Origin of the sequence: Isoptericola dokdonensis DS-3 (assembly GCF_001636295.1) — a bacterium.
Taxonomy (GTDB): Bacteria; Actinomycetota; Actinomycetes; order Actinomycetales; family Cellulomonadaceae; genus Isoptericola; species Isoptericola dokdonensis.
Genome location: NZ_CP014209.1, coordinates 3,673,904 through 3,690,428 on the forward strand (window position 1 = coordinate 3,673,904; position 16,525 = coordinate 3,690,428).

Consider the following 16,525-nt stretch of genomic DNA (forward strand, 5'->3'; position numbering starts at 1 on the left):
GGGCCCGGCGTGGCAGCGTCGCCGCCGTGCTCGCCAGACTCTCCCGGCTCGTCGTCCCCGTCGCCTGCCCCGGCTGCGGCCGCCACGACGTGCGATGGTGCGCGGACTGCACGGCCCCGCTGGGCGGCGTCCCCCGGCGCGTCGAGGACGCGGCCCCCCGCCTCGACCGGCTCGACGGCGTCCCGCCGCTGCCGACCTGGGCCGTCGCCGACTGCACCGGGGCCGTGCGCGACCTCGTCGTGGCGTGGAAGGACCGCGAGCGGGCCGACCTGGACCAGCTCCTCGCCGAGGTCGTCGACCGCGCGGCACGGCAGGTAGCGCCCGCGCTGCACGTCGCCGCGGCCGGCCTCCCGGTCGGGGTCGTCGCCGCGCCGTCCGGCCGGCTCGCCCGTCTCCAGCGCGGCCGCGAACCCGTCGCGGTGCTGGCCGCCGCGGTCGCGCGCGGGCTGCGCGCGAGCGGTGCCGACGCCGTCGTCGTGCGGGCACTGCGCCGCCGGGGGCGGGTACGGGACCAGGTCGGGCTCGGCGCGCGCGCCCGCGGACGCAACCTCGCGGGGGCCGTCGTGGCGCTCCCGCACGCCGTGCGTCCCGGCGGCGTCCACCTGCTCGTCGACGACGTGCTCACCACGGGTGCCACCCTCGCCGCCGCGGAACGCGCCCTGGAGATCGCGGGGGCCGCCGTCGCGGGCGCGATCGTCCTCGCCGCGACGCCCCCGCCCGGCGTCGTCACCAATTCTCCGCAGGCAGTTCGACGCCTCGGGTTCACCCTCGGGACACCTTCGGGATAGCCTGGGGACCCGACGACGACGGGACCCGCGAGGGCCCCGACGTCGCATCCCACGAGCGGGTCGGACCAGGTTCCGGCGACCGGGAGGTGGTGCTCTCAGCGGCACCCGTCGCGGTGCCCCAACCAGGAACGCCGGCCGCCGCGGGAGACGCGACGGCCACTGAACGAAGTGGAGCGACACGATGGAGATCGCCGTCGTCGGCAGGCACACGGAGGTGACGGACAGGTTCCGTCGCCACGTCGAGGACAAGCTCGCCAAGGTCACCCAGCTCGCGCCGCACGCGCGCCGCGTGGACGTCGAGGTCACGCACGAGAAGAACCCGAAGCTCGCGGACGTGAGCGAACGGGTGGAGCTGACCGTCCGGTCGAAGGGACCCGTGATCCGCGCCGAAGCGGCCGCGGACGACCGGTTCGGAGCACTGGACCTCGCCCTGGACAAGCTCAACGAGCGGCTCCGCCGCTCCCGTGACCGCCGCAAGGACCACCGGCGTCGAGGCGAGGACATCGTCCCCGCGGTCGACGTCCGCCCCTACGACGGCAGCGCCGAGGCGCAGCCCGAACCCGAGCCCGCCACGCTCAACGAGCCCGGCGACGCCGTGGAGCACCAGCTCGGCGACTCACCCGTCCTCATCCGGCAGAAGCTCCACCGGGGCGAGCCGATGACGACGGACGAGGCGGTCGAGCGCATGGAGCTCGTCGGTCACGACTTCTTCCTCTACATCGACAAGGCGTCCGCACGACCCGCGGCCGTCTACCGCCGTCGCGGCTGGACGTACGGGGTCATCGAGCTCGACGCCACGTGCAGCGGCGCCGCGCCGGTGTCCGACCTCACCTAGTCCGCTCCCCCGCGAGGGCCTCGCCCCCGGACCTGCCCGCACCTGCGGCGCCGGACCGGAGGCGGGGCCCTCCGCCGTGCGCGGGGCAGCGCAGGTCGGCTCGAGTCAGCGCAGAGTCCGGCGAGTCAGCGCAGGCCCCGGTGAGTCAGCGCTGGCTTGGCGTGACCTGTCGCGCTGACTCGTGCGCGCGTGCGCTGACTGGCGTCCGCGTCCGCTGACTCGTGCCGACGGTGGCGGCCGACGGTGTCAGGGGTGACCGGCAGGGTGGGGGCATGCTGACGATGTCCCGGTCCCAGGCGCGGCGGGTCGCGCTGCGTGCACAGGCGCTCGACGGCGCCCGGCCCGACGGGCCGGTGACGATGCGCCGGCTCACGACGACCGTCGACCGGGTGAACCTGCTGCAGATCGACTCGGTGAACGTGCTGGCGAGGGCGCACCTCGTCCCGCTGTTCTCGCGGCTCGGCCCGTACGACACGACGCTGCTGGACCGCGCGGCGGGCACCGCGCCGCGGCGGCTGGTCGAGACGTGGGCGCACGTCGCGTCGTACGTGCCGACGTCGACGTACCCGCTGCTGGAGTGGCGACGCCGCGCGTTCGAGCGGGAGGCGTGGCGGAGCATCGCGGACGCCGCCGAGCGGCTGGCGGAGCTGGACCTCGTGCGCTCCCTGGTGGCGGAACGGGGGCCGGTGACGGCGGCGCAGATCCACGACGAGCTGCTCGCGTCCGGCCGGACGACGCCCCGCGACCGGGTCGAGTGGGGATGGAACTGGACGACCGCGAAGCTGTGCCTGGAGCACCTGTTCTTCACCGGCGAGGTGCTGTCGGCGTCGCGCAACGCCGCGTTCGAGCGCCGCTACGACCTCGCCGAACGGGTGCTGCCGCCGGCGGTGCGCGCCGCGGACCCGGTCCCGGAGGACGACGCCGTGCGGCGGCTCCTGGAGCTGGGCGCCCGGGCGCACGGGGTGGGCACCGCCCGCTGCTTCCGCGACTACTTCCGGCTGCGCGGCCCGGCGGCGTCGCGAGCGCTCGCCGAGCTGGTGGAGGACGGCGTGCTCCTGCCCGTCGCGGTCGAGGGCTGGGACGAGCCGACCTACCTCCACCGGGACGCCGTCGTGCCCCGGCGGGCCACGGGCACCGCGCTGCTCAGCCCGTTCGACCCGCTGGTGTGGGAGCGCCGCCGGCTCGAGTCGCTGTTCGACGCCTACTACCGGATCGAGATCTACGTCCCGGCGGCCAAGCGCCGCCTCGGGTACTACGTGCTGCCGTTCCTGCAGGGTGAGGCGTTGACCGCGATGGTCGACCTCAAGGCCGACCGGAAGGCTCGCGCGCTGCGCGTGGTGGCGGCGCACCGCACCGCGCAGACCGCCGCGACCACCCCGGCGCTGCTCGCCGCCGAGCTGCGGCTCCTGGCGGGCTGGCTCGGGCTCGACGACGTCGACGTCGTGGGCGGCGACCTCGCGCCGGACCTCCGCGGTGCGCTCGCGGTCCCCGCCGGCGTGCTCGGGTAGTCCGCGCGGCGGGCACCGGGCCTCCCGGCGGGTGCCGACCGTAGGATCGGCCCGGGAGGTGGGCATGGACGTCGTCGCGCTGTACGTCGGGGTCGCTTTCGTCGCCGGGATGGTGGCGTCGTTCCTCCGGCTGCCACCGCTGGTCGGGTTCCTCGCGGCCGGGTTCGCCCTCGGTGCCGTGCACGCGCCGGAGATGCCCGGCCTGGAGGTCGTCGCCGAGATCGGCGTGGCGCTGCTGCTGTTCACCATCGGTCTGAAGCTGGACGTGCGGACCCTGGTCCGTCCGGAGATCTGGCTGACCACCGCGACCCACATGGTGGTGACGATCGTCCTCACCGGCGGCCTGCTGGCCCTGGCCGGGCTGGTCGGTCTCGCGCTGGTCGCCGGTCAGTCCCTGGGCACGTTCGCCCTGGTCGGTCTCGCGCTGTCGTTCTCCTCGACGGTGTTCGTCGTCAAGGTGCTGGAGGACCGCTCCGACGCCACCAGCCTGTACGGGCGGGTCGCCATCGGGATCCTCGTCGTCCAGGACCTGGTGGCGGTGGTGTTCCTCGCGGTCGCCGAGGGTGAGCCGCCGAGCCCGTGGGCGGTCGCGCTGCTCCTGCTGATCCCGGGGCGGCGGCTCCTGCACGCCCTGTGGGACCGGGTGGGTCACGGCGAGCTGCAGGCCCTGTTCGGGGTGGCGGTGGCGCTGGTGCCCGGCTTCTATCTCTTCGAGCTCCTGGGCCTGCGGGGCGACCTCGGCGCGCTGGTCATGGGCGCGCTGCTCGCGACGCACCCGCAGGCCGGCGAGATGTCCCGGTCCCTCATGACGTTCAAGGACGTCATGCTCGTCGCCTTCTTCCTGGAGATCGGGCTGCACGGCACGCCGCAGGGTCAGCACGTGGCGATGGCGGCGGGCCTGCTGCTGCTGATCCCGGTGCAGGTGGCGGTGTTCGCGGTCGTGCTGTGGCTGCTGCGGCTGCGGCGCCGGACGGCGTTCCTCACGGGGCTGGTGCTGGGCAACTACTCGGAGTTCGGGATCATCGTGGTCGCCGTCGGGGCGGAGGCGGGCCTGCTGGGCGAGGACTGGGTGGTCGTGGTGTCGCTCGCCGTCGCGGCGAGCTTCGTGGTCTCGGCGGTGGTGAACCGGCGCGGCGTCGAGCTCGCCACCCGCCTCACGGGCCTGCTGCCCGCGCGGGACCCGTCGCGCCTGCACCCGGACGACCGTCTGGTCGACGTCGGCGACGCCGACGTGCTCGTGCTGGGGCTGGGCCGGGTCGGCTCGGCGACGTGCGCGAAGCTGCGCGACGAGTACGGGTTGCGGGCCCTCGGCGTCGAGCACGACGTCGCCCGGGTGGCGTCGGCCCGGGTCGAGGGGTTCGACGTCGTGCGCGCGGACGCGACCGACCTCGAGTTCTGGGCGCGGGTGAAACGGGCGGGACACGTGCGGCTCGCGGTGCTGGCGATGCCGTTCCACAACGCGAACCTCATCGCGCTGTCCCGGCTCCAGGACGCCGGGTTCGAGGGGCAGGTGGCGGCGATCGCGCGCTACGACGACGACGCGGCGGAGCTGCGCCGCCACGGCGCGCACGCGGTCTACCACCTGTACGGGGCCGCCGGTGCCGAGCTCGCCGACCGCGCCGCGGAGGTCCTGTCCTCGGGTCGCTGACGGGCGCCTCGCGCCCGCCGTGCGGGTGGGGACGACCGTGCGCGTTGTTCGTCGGACGCGAAACCCGGTCCCGAGCCCACCGGGTGGGGGAATAGGATGGCTGACGGTGCGACGAGGACGACGGCGACGAGCCGGGTCCTCGCGGGCGCCAGCGAACGGACCCGGGCCGACCGGGCACCACCGACACGGGAGAACTGCGTGCCTGCGATCCTCGAGAAGATCCTCCGCATCGGCGAGGGCCGGATTCTCAAGAAGCTCAACGGATACGCCGAGCAGGTCAACGGCCTCGAGGCGAGCTTCACCGAGCTCAGCGACACCGAGCTGCAGGAGGAGACCGCCCGGTTCAAGGAGCGCCTCGAGCACGGTGCGACGCTCGACGAGCTGCTCCCCGAGGCGTTCGCCACCGTCCGCGAGGCGGCCCGCCGCACGCTGGGTCACCGCCACTTCGACGTGCAGCTGATGGGCGGTGCGGCCCTGCACCTCGGCAACATCGCCGAGATGAAGACCGGTGAGGGCAAGACGCTCGTCGCGACGACCGCGGCCTACCTCAACGCGCTGACCGGCAAGGGCGTCCACGTCGTCACGACGAACGACTTCCTGGCGAAGTACCAGGGCGAGCTGATGGGCCGCGTCTACCGGTTCCTCGGCATGACGACGGGCGTCATCGTGTCCGGCCAGAACCCGGAGGAGCGCCGCAAGCAGTACGCGGCGGACATCACCTACGGCACGAACAACGAGTACGGCTTCGACTACCTGCGCGACAACATGGCGTGGTCGCCGGACGACCTCGTGCAGCGCGGCCACCACTTCGCGATCATCGACGAGGTCGACTCGATCCTCATCGACGAGGCGCGCACGCCGCTCATCATCTCGGGCCCGTCGTCGGGCGACGCGAACCGCTGGTACGTCGAGTTCGCGAAGGTCGTCAAGCGCCTCGCCCGCGAGGACGACTACGAGGTCGACGAGAAGAAGCGCACCGTGGGCGTGCTGGAGCCCGGCATCGCGAAGGTCGAGGACTACCTCGGCATCGACAACCTGTACGAGTCGCTGAACACGCCGCTCATCGGGTTCCTCAACAACGCCATCAAGGCCAAGGAGCTGTTCAAGCGCGACAAGGACTACGTCGTGATGAACGGCGAGGTCATGATCGTCGACGAGCACACCGGCCGGATCCTCGCCGGCCGGCGCTACAACGAGGGCATGCACCAGGCCATCGAGGCCAAGGAGGGCGTGCAGATCAAGGCGGAGAACCAGACCCTCGCCACGATCACGCTCCAGAACTACTTCCGGCTCTACGACAAGATCGCCGGCATGACCGGTACCGCGGAGACCGAGGCCGCGGAGTTCCAGGGCACCTACCAGCTGGGCGTCGTGCCGATCCCGACGAACCGGCCGATGATCCGCCTGGACCAGGCCGACCTCGTCTACAAGAACGAGTCGGGCAAGTTCGACGCCGTCGTGGCGGACATCGTCGAGCGCCACGCCAAGGGCCAGCCGGTCCTCGTCGGTACCACCAGCGTCGAGAAGTCCGAGCTGCTCTCCAAGCTCCTCAAGAAGGCCGGCGTCCCGCACGACGTCCTCAACGCCAAGGAGCACGAGCGCGAGGCCGCGATCGTCGCGCAGGCGGGTCGCAAGGGCGCCGTCACCGTGGCGACGAACATGGCCGGTCGCGGTACCGACATCATGCTCGGCGGCAACGCCGAGTTCATCGCCGTCGCCGAGATGGCCGACCGCGGCTTCGACTCCACCGAGGACCCGGACGCCTACGAGGCGGCGTGGCCCGAGGTGCTGTCCAAGGCGGAGGAGTCCGTGGCCTCGGAGCACGTGGAGGTCGTCGAGCTCGGCGGTCTGTACGTGCTGGGCACCGAGCGGCACGAGTCGCGCCGTATCGACAACCAGCTGCGCGGCCGGTCCGGCCGTCAGGGCGACCCGGGCGAGTCCCGGTTCTACCTGTCGATGCAGGACGACCTCATGCGGCTGTTCAACTCGGGACTGGCCGAGACGATGATGTCGCGCGCCGGCTTCCCGGACGACATGCCGCTCGAGTCGAAGATGGTGACGCGCGGCATCCAGAGCGCGCAGTCGCAGGTCGAGGCCCGCAACTTCGAGATCCGCAAGAACGTCCTCAAGTACGACGACGTCCTGTCCCGCCAGCGCACCGTCATCTACGACGAGCGTCGTCGTGTCCTGGAGGGCGAGGACCTGCACGAGCAGGTGCAGCACTTCCTCACCGACGTCGTGTCGGCGTACGTCGAGGGCGCGGCCGACGACGGCACCGCCGAGGGCTGGGACCTCGACGGTCTGTGGACGGCCCTGAAGTCCGTGTTCCCGGTGTCGATCACCGTGGACGAGGTCGTCGCGGAGGCGGGCGGCCGCGAGCGGCTCACGAAGGAGCGGCTGCTCGACGAGCTGCTGTCCGACGCGCGCGTCGCCTACCAGGGGCGCGAGGACGAGCTGGGCTCGGCAGCGATGCGGCAGCTGGAGCGGCGCGTGGTGCTGTCGGTGCTGGACCGCAAGTGGCGCGAGCACCTCTACGAGATGGACTACCTCAAGGAGGGCATCGGCCTGCGTGCGATGGCGCAGCGCGACCCGCTCATCGAGTACCAGCGCGAGGGCTACCAGCTCTTCCAGGCGATGACGGAGGCCATCAAGGAGGAGTCCGTCGGCTTCCTGTTCAACCTGGAGGTCGAGGTGAAGGCGGGCGACGGCGCCGAACCGGGCGCCCCGGCGGTGACGGCCGCCTCCGCGGTGGCCGCCGCGACGTCCGCCGCGGCCCGCTCGATCGCACCGGAGGCCGCCCCGGCGCAGTCCGCGCCCGCGGAGCAGACGGCGGCACAGGCCCGTCCCGCGCCCGCCGAGCCGGTGGCCGAGCCGCAGCCCGAGATGCCCGCCGCGTTCGGCGGCCCGGAGGAGCCGGTGCTCGTGGCCAAGGGCCTCGACACCCCGCGCCGCCCGCAGAACCTCCAGTACACGGCGCCGAGCGAGGACGGGTCCACGACCCGCACCGCCGACGGCCGGGCGGCGCGTCGCGCCCTGCACGGCGAGGCGTCGGCCCCGGCGTCCGACGGGCGCACCTTCCCGGGCACGCCCCGCAACGCGCAGTGCCCGTGCGGCTCCGGCAAGAAGTACAAGGTCTGCCACGGCGTGAACGAGTAGTCCCGCCGGCTCAGCCGAGCTCGAGCACGACCACCCGCCACTGGCCGCGGTGCGCCTCCAGGCGCACCGCGGCCGCTCGCACCCTGCCGTCGTCGTCCAGCACGACCGACGCCTCCGCCGTCCCCGCCCCGAGGCGGAGCATGCGCACCCGGCGGACGGTGACCGGTGCGCCGCGGCGCCGCTGACGCGCCGGGCGGGCCGCCCGGACGAGCCGGGCACGCTCCACGAGGTGGTCGAGCACGGCGGGGGCCACCCAGCGGGCGACCTGCGTCGCGGGCCGTTCGTCGCGCAGGACCTCGACGGCGGCCCGCACGATCGAGCAGCACAGGGCCGTCGGGTCGCCGAGCTCGGGCGGGGCGGAGGGGCTCTCGCCCGGCGCCCCGGGCACGGGGACCGGCGGTGCGACCGGCGCGCCGACGCGCACGCGGCGGACGGGACCCGGACGACGCGGCGCCGACGGCGGTTCGGCGGGCCGGCGCCGGACGGGTGGCGCCGTGACGCGCAACGTGCGGGCGGGGGCGGTGTGCGGTGGGGCGACGGCGGTCATGGTGTTCCTCTCGTGTGCGGCGATGGTGCGGAGCAGCGGGAAGTCGGCCTGGGCCGGGAGGTCACGGGGCGCGGAGGACCTGTCCGGGCAGGACGACGTCGGGGTCGTCACCGACGACGGCGCGGTTCGCGTCGTGCCAGCGCAGCATCGCCCGCAGGACGTCGCCGTCGGTGGCGTCCTCGGGCAGGTGCCGGGCGGCGATGTCCCAGAGCGTGTCCCCGCGCACGACGACGACCTCGCCGGCCGGAGGCCCGTCGTGATGGGTGTCGCCGGTCCGCGCCGGCTCGCGGGTGCCCGCAGGCGCGCTGTCCCTGGCGTCCTGGTCCGCCGTGCCGGCGGCGTGGGCGGCCGTGCCGGCGCCGGCCGTGCTGTCGCCTGCCGGGCCGGAGGCGGCACCCGGGCGGCGGTCGGCCGTGTCGGCCGTGGTGCCGGACGACGACCCGCCCGGCGGCTCGGCACGCTGGGGTGCGGGGACGGACGAGCCGTCCGCGGTGGGCTCCGCCGGCTCCGCCGGCTCGCGGACGTCGTCCGTCCGGACGGCGGTCCCGACCGCGGACGGGGCCGGCGGGCCGCTCGTCGTGGCGGACGTGCCCGTGGTGTCGGTCGGAGGCGTCGCGGAGGGTGCGGGAGACGCCGCGCCCGCACCCGTGCGAGGCTCGGCCGCTGCGCCGTCCGTCGTGGCTGCCGCGCCGTCGAGCTCCGCCCCGCCGGACGTCGTGCCGTCCGCGGCGGTGGCCCGCCAGCCGAGGTCGAGCACGACGGCGGGTCCGTCCACCGGGGGCGCCTCGGTGGCGGTGGCGGCGACAGGGGCAAGAGCGAGACCCGCCCCCATGCCGACGCCGACGGCGCTGCGGGCGAGGCGGCGGACGACGACCGGCGCCCAGCGGCCCAGTGCGGCGTCGACCCGCTCTCCGGCCCGCCGTCCGCGGACGAGGAGCGCGCACAGGAGCGCGACGACGGCACCGGTGAGCATCCACAGCGCGGCCGCGACGCCGACGCCGAGCACGACGACCTCGATCCACACCTCGACCGGGACGATGCGCGGCGCCGCGACCACCGACGCTGCCAGGTCGCCGGCGCGGCCCCCGAGCAGGGCGAGCGCGGCGGCGGCGAGCAGCGTGAGTCCTGCCAGGGCGGCGATGCTCGTCGTGCGGGTCCTGCGCGGTGCGGTCATGTCAGCCTCCGTCGGATGAGCCATGATCGTGCTTGTTGATAGCAGTTGATGCCCGGTGATGGTCGATATCAAAGCGCAGTCTGGCGGGACTGTCCAGGGGGAGGGCATCCTGGGCCGCGTGCCGGACGACAGGAGGCAGGTCGGGATGACCGCGGGATCGAGGTGGTCCGCGCTGTTCGCGGACCTCGAGGCGCAGCTCGACGCCGCCGCGGCGGCCGAGCGCGACGGGGCGGTGGCCGAGCTGACTCGGGCCGAGCAGGCGTCGGTGCCACTCGCGGACCGCCTGCGCGCGGCCGTCGGTCAGGCGGTCCGTGTCGAGCTGCGCGACGGCGACGTCGTCGAGGGTCGGCTCGCCCACGTCGCGCAGGAGTGGTTCCAGCTGGACGCACGGACGGCGACCCGGCGGGTGCAGCACCTGGTCCCGACGGCCGCGGTCGCGACGTTCGCGGGGCTGCGACCCCAGGCGACGCCCTCCACGACCAGGACCGAGGCGCTCGGGCTGGGATCGGCGCTGCGGGCGCTGCAGCGGGACCGCCGCAGGGTCCAGGTGCGCACGGCGGCCGGGACGGTCGTCGGGCGGATCGACCGGGTGGGCCGGGACCACCTGGACCTCACGGCGGTCGACGGTGCGCGCGGGGCGGTGCGGGTCGTGCCGTTCGCTGCGCTGCTGCGGGTCAGCGAGGGCTGATCACAGGTCGCCGGAGGCGATGCGCTCCCGGGTGCGCGTGTACTGGCGCTCGATGTACTCCTCGAGCTTGGCCGCCTCGACCCGCCAGACCTTCTTCGGCCCGACCTGGATGGCGGGCAGGTCGCCCGAGCGCACCAGCGAGTACGCCTGGGCGGCGGAGATGTTCAGCATCTCCTGGACGTCGGCGAGTGAGAGGAATCGGCTGCCCATGGGAACCATGGTGGCACACCGTGCCGGTTGACGGCAGTTGTCCACAGAAGGTCGCGTTTGACTTCACGGCGGTGCTGCCGTCCCGGATCATGGATGGCGGTACCCGGCGCTCCGACGGCCTCGCTAGCCTGCGACGCGCACCCCGACGGACCACCCGACCTCCGGACCCACGACGGCGTCCGGCCGATCCGAAGGACAGCCCGTGAGCGACGAAGCCCTGCCGGCGCCCTCCGCACCCCGTCTGCGCCGCCCGACCTGGCGGGACCCGCGACTCGTCGTGGGACTGCTCCTGGTGGCGACCTCGGTCGCCCTGGGCTCGTGGGTGGTGTCCGGCGCGGACCGCACCGTGCCCGTCTACGCGGCGGCGGCCACTCTGACCCCCGGCGAACCCGTCGGACCCGACAGCCTGCGCGTCGTCGACGTCAACCTGGGTGACGAGCAGGACGTCTACCTCCGTGCTGACGCCGGGCCCCCGGAGGGCCGGGTCGCGCTGCGGGTCGTGGACGAGGGCGAGCTGGTCGCCGTCGCTGCGCTCGGCGACGCGGCCGCCGTCGACGTGCGCTCGGTCGCCGTCCCGGTGGCCTCGGGGCTGTCCGAGCGGATCCGCGCCGGCGCGGCGGTCGACCTGTGGTTCGTCCCGTCCCCGGGCGGGGAGGCCGGGAGCGGCCCGGACCCGGTGCCCGTCGTCGAGGGGGTCGTCGTGGAGCAGGTGGACGTCGCCGAGAGCGGGCTCGTGGTGTCCGACCAGGGGACGCTGCACGTCCTCGTGCCCCAGGACGACCTGCCCGGAGTGCTCTCGGCCCTCGGGGCGGACGGCGCGGTCGCCGTGGTCCCGGTGGCGAGCTGATGGCGGCCACCGTCACGGTGCTGTGCGCCGTCCAGGGACCCGCCGAGACGGACGTGGTCCTCGCGCTCGGAGCGCCCGGCGCCGGGACCACCGTGACGCGGCGGTGCGGCGACCTGGCCGAGCTGCTCGCCGCCGCCGCGGCGGGCACCGGAACGGTCGCGGTGGTCTCCGCCGAGCTGCCCGGGCTGGACCGTGACGTCGTCGCCCGGCTCCACGCGGCGGGGACGCGGGTGGTGGCGCTGGCGGACGACGGCCCGCTCGAGCGGGTCCTCGCGCTGGGCGTCGAGGCCGTGGTGGCGGGTGCGGCAGACCCGCGCCTGCTGGACGCCGTCCGGGACACCGCCCCCATCCGCGACCCGCTGGCGACCGCGGAGCACGACCTGTCCGAGCTCACCTCGCCGACCGGACCGGTGCGACGCGGCCGCGTCGTCGCCGTGTGGGGGCCTGTCGGTGCGCCCGGCCGCACCACCACCGCGGTCGAGCTGGCCGCGGAGCTCGCCGGCCTCGGTGGTGCCGGTCCCCGGCGGCGGCGCCGGGCGGGCCGCAGCGCCGGCGCGGCCGAGGGTCCGGTGCTGCTGGTGGACGCCGACACGTACGGCGCGTGCCTGGCGGCCCGTCTCGGCCTCCTCGACGACGCGCCGGGACTGGCGGCCGCGGCCCGGGTCGCCGCGCGCGGCGAGCTCGACGCCGTCACGCTCGCCCGGCTCGCCCCCGTCGTGGCGGGACGGCTGCGGGTGCTGACCGGGATCACCCGGGCCGCGCGCTGGCCGGAGCTCTCCGCGAGCGCGGTGGAAGCCGTGCTGGACACGGCCCGGCGGGTCGCGGACTGGACGGTCGTGGACTGCGGGCCGCTCGTCGAGGCCGACGAGCTGCTCATGTACGACACGCACGCGCCGCAGCGCAACGGCGCGACGCTCGCCGCGCTCGAGGCCGCCGACGTCGTCGTGGTGGTGGGGTCCGCCGACCCGATCGGCGTGCAGCGGCTGGTGCGGGCGCTGGAGGACCTGGGCGACGTCCCCGTGCCGGTGACGCCGGAGCGGGTCGTCGTCGCGAACCGGGTGCGGGCCTCGGCCGTCGGACCGGACCCGGCGCGGGCGGTGGCCGAGGCCCTGGCCCGGTACGCCGGGGTGGAACGGCTGCACACCGTGCCCGACGACCCGGCGGCGCTCGACGCGTGCGTGCTCGCGGGGCGGACCCTCGCGGAGCAGGTGCCGTCGTCGTCGGTGCGGGCGGGCTTCGCCGGTCTCGCGGCGACGCTGCGCGAGACGGCGGGGGTACCGGCGGCCTGACCGCCAGGGCCCGGCGTGCCTGCGGGTCGGGCGTCCGGGCGCCCGCGGCACGGGCACACTGGTCCCATGCGCATCTACGTGCCGGTCACGCTCGAGGAGCTCGCCACCGCCGTCGTCTCCCGGAACGCCACCCGCTGGGACGTGGGGCCCCGGCCTGCGCACGCGGTGACGGCGGCGCTCGTCGCGGAGCTCCCCGACGAGGACACCGAGGGGCACGAGTACGCGGCGTTCCTCATGGCGGCCGACGACTCGCTGGCGCTCGTCGCGGCCGGCGACGGCGTGCCGCTGCGCGTGGTCGTCTCGCTCGACGTGCCCGACGACGCGGTGGTGGTCGATGCCGGGGCGAGCACCGCCTCGTCGGGCGTGACGCTCACCCGGGACCTGCCGGCGGTGCAGGTCCGGGCGGTGCACGCCGACGAGCCGGAGGCCGCGGCGGACGTCCGGGCCGTCCTCGCCGCCGTGGACGCCGCCGACGACGCAGCGCTGGAGGAGGCCGTCGAGCGGGTCACCGACCGGGACCTGCTCTGGTTCGACCCGAGCGAGGTGCACGCCGTGCCGCGGCCCTGATCAGCCGCTGTCGTCGGTCCCGCAGGCCGGCGGGCGTCAGCCCAGGTAGACGAGCGCCTTGTCGTGCAGCCGACCGTTGGTCGCCAGCGCGTTGCCGCCCCAGGGTCCGTGCTCGCCGTCGAGGGACGTGAAGCGGCCGCCGGCCTCGGTGACGATCGGTACGAGCGCCGCCATGTCGTACAGCTCCAGCTCGGGCTCGGCGGCGATGTCCGCCGCACCCTCCGCGACGAGCATGTACGACCAGAAGTCGCCGTAGCCGCGGGTGCGCCAGCACTCGCGGGTGAGGTCGAGGAACCCGTTGAGCTTGTCGCGCTCCTCCCAGCCGTCCAGCGAGGAGTACGCGAACGACGCGTCGCCGAGGGTGTCGACGCCGGAGACGTGCATGCGGGTGGCCGACGCGATGGACTTGCCCGTCCACGCGCCGGAGCCCTTCGCCGCCCACCAGCGACGCCCCAGCGCGGGCGCCGAGACGAGTCCCATGACGACCTCGTCGCCGTCGGCGAGCGCGATGAGCGTGGCCCACACGGGCACGCCGCGCACGAAGTTCTTCGTCCCGTCGATGGGGTCGATGATCCAGCGCCGCGTGCCGGTGCCCGCCTCGCCGAACTCCTCGCCGACGATCGCGTCGCGGGTGCGGGCCCGGGCGAGCTGCGCGCGGATGAACTCCTCCGCGCCGCGGTCGGCGTCCGAGACGGGGGTCTGGTCGGGCTTGGTCTCCACGTGCAGGTCGATGGCCCGGAACCGGGACATCGTCATGGAGTCGACCTGGTCGGCGATGACGTGGGCCAGGCGCAGGTCGTCCTCGTACGTGCGCCCGCGCCCCTGCGGGCTGGAGGTCTGCGGATAGGAGGCCACGGTCACACGGTAGCGGTCCGCGACCCCAGCAGGCGTCGGAACGACACCAGCCGGACGGTGCGTGTCGCGCGGGTCTCGTCGTCGGCGGCGGCCGCCACCCAGTCGTCGAGCGCGCAGTCGGGGGCGTCGGCGGCGTGCGTGCAGCCGCGCGGGCACTCCTGTGCGGCCTCGTCGAGGTCCTCGAAGGCGTGCAGCAGCCGGTCCGTCTCGACGTGCGCGAGCCCGAAGGACCGCACGCCGGGGGTGTCGACCACCCAGCCCGCGTGCTCGTGGCCGCCGGGGGAGCGGGGCAGCCGCAGCGCGACGGCGGAGGTGGAGGTGTGGCGGCCGCGGCCGGTGACGTCGTTGACGACGCCGGTGGCGCGCCGGGCGTCCGGGACGAGGGCGTTGATGAGCGTGGACTTGCCGACGCCGGAGTGCCCCACCAGGACGGAGGTGCGGTCCTGCAGGTGCCGGCGGACCTCCTCGGCGCTGGCCGGGTCGTCGCGGCGGGTCACGACCACCTCGACGCCGAGCGGCTCGTACAGGTCGCGCAGCTCGTCGGGGGAGGCGAGGTCGGCCTTGGTGAGGCAGAGGAGCACGTCCATCCCGGCGTCGTAGGCGGCGACGACGCAGCGGTCGATCATGCCGGTTCGGGGCTCGGGCTGGGCCAGGGCGGTGACCACGACGAGCTGGTCGGCGTTCGCCACCACGATCCGCTCGTACGGGTCCGTGTCGTCGGCGGTGCGGCGCAGCACGGACGTGCGCTCCTGGACGCGCACGATGCGCGCGAGCGAGCCGTCGTCGCCGGACGTGTCGCCGACGACGTCGACCCGGTCCCCGACGACGGTGCGGGTGCGCCCGAGCTCTCGGGCCTTCATGGCGAGGATCTCGCGCTCGTCGGGGCCGCCGTCGTCCACCACGAGGGTGTAGCGGCCGCGGTCGACGCCCGTGACCATGGCGGCCACGGCGTCGGCGTGCTCGGGGCGCTGCTTGGAGCGGGGCCGGGAGCCGTGCTTCGACGGACGCGTGAAGCGGTCGTGCTCGTCGCGGTCCCGGGCCATCAGGCCCCCTCGTCGCCGGTCGCGAGCATGCGCGTCCAGAGGCGGTCGAAGCCGGGGAGCGTCTTGGCGGTGGTGGCGACGTCCTCCACCTGGACGTCGGGCACGCGCAGGCCGATGATCGCGCCGGCGTGCGCCATGCGGTGGTCGGCGTACGTGCGGAAGGTCGCGCCGTGCAGGGGGCGCGGGGTGATGACCAGCCCGTCGCGGGTCTCCTCGCACCGCCCCCCGAGGCGCGTGATCTCGGTGGCGAGCGCCGCCAGCCGGTCGGTCTCGTGGCCCCGCAGGTGCGCGATGCCGCGCAGGCGGCTGGGGGAGTGGGCCAGCGCGGCGAGGGCCGCGAAGGCGGGGGCGAGCTCGCCCCCGGCGTGCAGGTCGACGTCGATCCCGTGGACCGCGCCGGTGCCCGTCACCGACAGGACGTCGCCGTCGAGCGACACGGTGCCGCCCATGCGCTCGAGCAGACCGGGGACCATCGCGCCGGGCTGGGTGGTCTCGGCGGGCCAGCCCGCGACCCGCACCGTGCCGCCGGAGACGAGCGCGGCGGCGAGGAACGGGGCGGCGTTCGACAGGTCGGGCTCGACGCGCACGTCGCGGGCGGCGATCGGACCGGGGGTGACCTCCCAGATGCCGTCGCGGGAGTCGTCGACCCGCACCCCCACGTCGCGCAGCGTCGCCACGGTCATCTCGATGTGCGGCAGGCTCGGCAGGGTGGCGCCGATGTGGCGCAGCATGAGCGGCCGGTCGAAGCGGGCGGCGGCCAGGAGCAGCGCGGAGACGAACTGCGACGAACCGGAGGCGTCGACGTCGACCGCGCCACCCGCCACGTGCCCACGACCGTGCACGGTGAAGGGGAGGTGCGCGGGCAGCTCGGGACCGTCGCTGGACACGGTCACCCCGAGCGCGTGCAGGGCGGCCAGCACGGGCAGCATGGGGCGCACGCGGGCCTGCGGGTCGCCGTCGAACCGGACGGGGCCGTCGGCGAGCGCGGCGACCGGCGGCAGGAACCGCATGACGGTGCCCGCGAGGCCGCAGTCGATCTCGACGCCGCCCGTGACCGGACCGGGCGTCACGTGCAGGGTGCTGGGGGCGTCGCCCTCGGTGATCGTCGCGCCGAGCGAGCGCAGGGCGGCGATCATGAGGTCGGCGTCGCGCGAGCGCAGGGCGCCCCGCAGCACGCCGGGGCCGTCGGCCAGCGCCGCCAGCACGAGCAGCCGGTTCGTCAGCGACTTGCTGCCCGGGATCTCGACCGTCGCATCCAGGGGGCCGCCCGCGAGTGGGGCGGGCCAGAGCGGGAGATCGGTCCGGGCAGGCGAGGTCGTCATGGCTCCGAGGGTAGTGGACCGGCCCCGCCGACCATGGGGCGGTCCGCC

Annotated in this window: 15 protein-coding genes; 9 read left to right on the plus strand and 6 right to left on the minus strand. The window is 75.0% G+C overall.

Annotation, left to right across the window (positions count from 1 at the left end):
* Window positions 1–26: 26 nt before the first annotated feature.
* From I598_RS16715 to secA, 5 genes are all read left to right on the plus strand, one after another.
* Entirely contained in the window at window positions 27–788 is a 762-nt protein-coding gene (locus I598_RS16715) for a ComF family protein (protein WP_068204349.1), read from the plus strand.
* Between the two features lie 181 nt (window positions 789–969).
* On the plus strand, window positions 970–1,623 hold the full coding sequence (gene hpf, locus I598_RS16720; protein WP_068204351.1) for a ribosome hibernation-promoting factor, HPF/YfiA family: 654 nt from the start codon (window positions 970–972) through the stop codon (window positions 1,621–1,623).
* A gap of 272 nt (window positions 1,624–1,895) precedes the next feature.
* Window positions 1,896–3,131, plus strand: a complete 1,236-nt coding sequence (locus I598_RS16725) for a winged helix-turn-helix domain-containing protein (RefSeq protein ID WP_068204354.1) — start codon at window positions 1,896–1,898, stop codon at window positions 3,129–3,131.
* Window positions 3,132–3,195: 64 nt separating this feature from the next.
* Window positions 3,196–4,779, plus strand: coding sequence for a cation:proton antiporter family protein (locus I598_RS16730; protein ID WP_068204357.1), 1,584 nt, complete (start codon window positions 3,196–3,198; stop codon window positions 4,777–4,779).
* A 198-nt stretch (window positions 4,780–4,977) separates the two neighbouring features.
* A complete protein-coding gene (secA, locus tag I598_RS16735) occupies window positions 4,978–7,935 on the plus strand; it encodes a preprotein translocase subunit SecA (RefSeq protein ID WP_068204360.1) in 2,958 nt (985 codons plus the stop codon).
* Window positions 7,936–7,945: 10 nt separating this feature from the next.
* On the opposite strand, the gene I598_RS16740 is transcribed toward secA, so the two are convergent.
* Window positions 7,946–8,482, minus strand: a complete 537-nt coding sequence (locus I598_RS16740) for an Rv3235 family protein (protein ID WP_068205395.1) — start codon at window positions 8,480–8,482, stop codon at window positions 7,946–7,948.
* 61 nt (window positions 8,483–8,543) lie between these two features.
* Window positions 8,544–9,656 (minus strand): LysM peptidoglycan-binding domain-containing protein, encoded by a 1,113-nt coding sequence (locus tag I598_RS16745; RefSeq protein WP_068204364.1) that lies wholly within the window; start codon window positions 9,654–9,656, stop codon window positions 8,544–8,546.
* Between the two features lie 145 nt (window positions 9,657–9,801).
* On the opposite strand from I598_RS16745, the gene I598_RS16750 reads away from it, so the two are divergent.
* Complete coding sequence (locus tag I598_RS16750) at window positions 9,802–10,344, plus strand: hypothetical protein (protein ID WP_068204367.1); 543 nt, start codon at window positions 9,802–9,804, stop codon at window positions 10,342–10,344.
* Here the strand turns inward: I598_RS16750 and I598_RS16755 are convergent, their stop codons facing one another.
* The gene (locus I598_RS16755) at window positions 10,345–10,554 is read right to left on the minus strand and encodes a helix-turn-helix domain-containing protein (RefSeq protein WP_068204370.1); all 210 of its coding nucleotides are present in this window, start codon (window positions 10,552–10,554) and stop codon (window positions 10,345–10,347) included.
* 202 nt (window positions 10,555–10,756) lie between these two features.
* On the opposite strand from I598_RS16755, the gene I598_RS16760 reads away from it, so the two are divergent.
* The 3 genes from I598_RS16760 (at window position 10,757) to I598_RS16770 (ending at window position 13,257) form a co-directional block, all read left to right on the plus strand.
* A complete protein-coding gene (locus tag I598_RS16760) occupies window positions 10,757–11,401 on the plus strand; it encodes an SAF domain-containing protein (RefSeq protein WP_068204373.1) in 645 nt (214 codons plus the stop codon).
* Window positions 11,401–12,690 carry a CpaE/TadZ family protein gene (locus I598_RS16765; RefSeq protein WP_068204375.1) on the plus strand — a complete coding sequence of 430 codons (1,290 nt, stop codon included), beginning with the start codon at window positions 11,401–11,403 and terminating at the stop codon, window positions 12,688–12,690. Before I598_RS16760 ends, I598_RS16765 begins: the two co-directional genes overlap by 1 nt.
* A 66-nt stretch (window positions 12,691–12,756) precedes the next feature.
* The gene (locus I598_RS16770; protein ID WP_068204377.1) at window positions 12,757–13,257 is read left to right on the plus strand and encodes a DUF6912 family protein; all 501 of its coding nucleotides are present in this window, start codon (window positions 12,757–12,759) and stop codon (window positions 13,255–13,257) included.
* Between the two features lie 36 nt (window positions 13,258–13,293).
* Here the strand turns inward: I598_RS16770 and hisN are convergent, their stop codons facing one another.
* The 3 genes from hisN to aroA all read right to left on the minus strand — a co-directional run bounded on the left by hisN (window position 13,294) and on the right by aroA (window position 16,477).
* On the minus strand, window positions 13,294–14,013 hold the full coding sequence (gene hisN, locus I598_RS16775; RefSeq protein ID WP_232314376.1) for a histidinol-phosphatase: 720 nt from the start codon (window positions 14,011–14,013) through the stop codon (window positions 13,294–13,296).
* Between the two features lie 101 nt (window positions 14,014–14,114).
* A complete protein-coding gene (gene rsgA / locus I598_RS16780) occupies window positions 14,115–15,155 on the minus strand; it encodes a ribosome small subunit-dependent GTPase A (protein WP_068204382.1) in 1,041 nt (346 codons plus the stop codon).
* Window positions 15,155–16,477 (minus strand): 3-phosphoshikimate 1-carboxyvinyltransferase, encoded by a 1,323-nt coding sequence (gene aroA, locus I598_RS16785; RefSeq protein WP_068204387.1) that lies wholly within the window; start codon window positions 16,475–16,477, stop codon window positions 15,155–15,157. The genes rsgA and aroA overlap by 1 nt, the downstream gene beginning before the upstream one ends.
* Window positions 16,478–16,525: the final 48 nt, after the last annotated feature.

What these genes read in the sequence shown, in the direction of transcription:
- hpf (WP_068204351.1), top strand. Translation starts at nt 970, where the DNA reads ATGGAGATCGCCGTCGTCGGCAGGCACACGGAGGTGACGGACAGGTTC.
- I598_RS16725 (WP_068204354.1), top strand. Translation starts at nt 1,896, where the DNA reads ATGCTGACGATGTCCCGGTCCCAGGCGCGGCGGGTCGCGCTGCGTGCA.
- I598_RS16730 (WP_068204357.1), top strand. Translation starts at nt 3,196, where the DNA reads ATGGACGTCGTCGCGCTGTACGTCGGGGTCGCTTTCGTCGCCGGGATG.
- I598_RS16740 (WP_068205395.1), bottom strand. Translation starts at nt 8,482, where the DNA reads ATGACCGCCGTCGCCCCACCGCACACCGCCCCCGCCCGCACGTTGCGC.
- I598_RS16745 (WP_068204364.1), bottom strand. Translation starts at nt 9,656, where the DNA reads ATGACCGCACCGCGCAGGACCCGCACGACGAGCATCGCCGCCCTGGCA.
- I598_RS16750 (WP_068204367.1), top strand. Translation starts at nt 9,802, where the DNA reads ATGACCGCGGGATCGAGGTGGTCCGCGCTGTTCGCGGACCTCGAGGCG.
- I598_RS16755 (WP_068204370.1), bottom strand. Translation starts at nt 10,554, where the DNA reads ATGGGCAGCCGATTCCTCTCACTCGCCGACGTCCAGGAGATGCTGAAC.
- I598_RS16765 (WP_068204375.1), top strand. Translation starts at nt 11,401, where the DNA reads ATGGCGGCCACCGTCACGGTGCTGTGCGCCGTCCAGGGACCCGCCGAG.
- I598_RS16770 (WP_068204377.1), top strand. Translation starts at nt 12,757, where the DNA reads ATGCGCATCTACGTGCCGGTCACGCTCGAGGAGCTCGCCACCGCCGTC.
- hisN (WP_232314376.1), bottom strand. Translation starts at nt 14,013, where the DNA reads ATGACGATGTCCCGGTTCCGGGCCATCGACCTGCACGTGGAGACCAAG.
- rsgA (WP_068204382.1), bottom strand. Translation starts at nt 15,155, where the DNA reads ATGGCCCGGGACCGCGACGAGCACGACCGCTTCACGCGTCCGTCGAAG.
- aroA (WP_068204387.1), bottom strand. Translation starts at nt 16,477, where the DNA reads ATGACGACCTCGCCTGCCCGGACCGATCTCCCGCTCTGGCCCGCCCCA.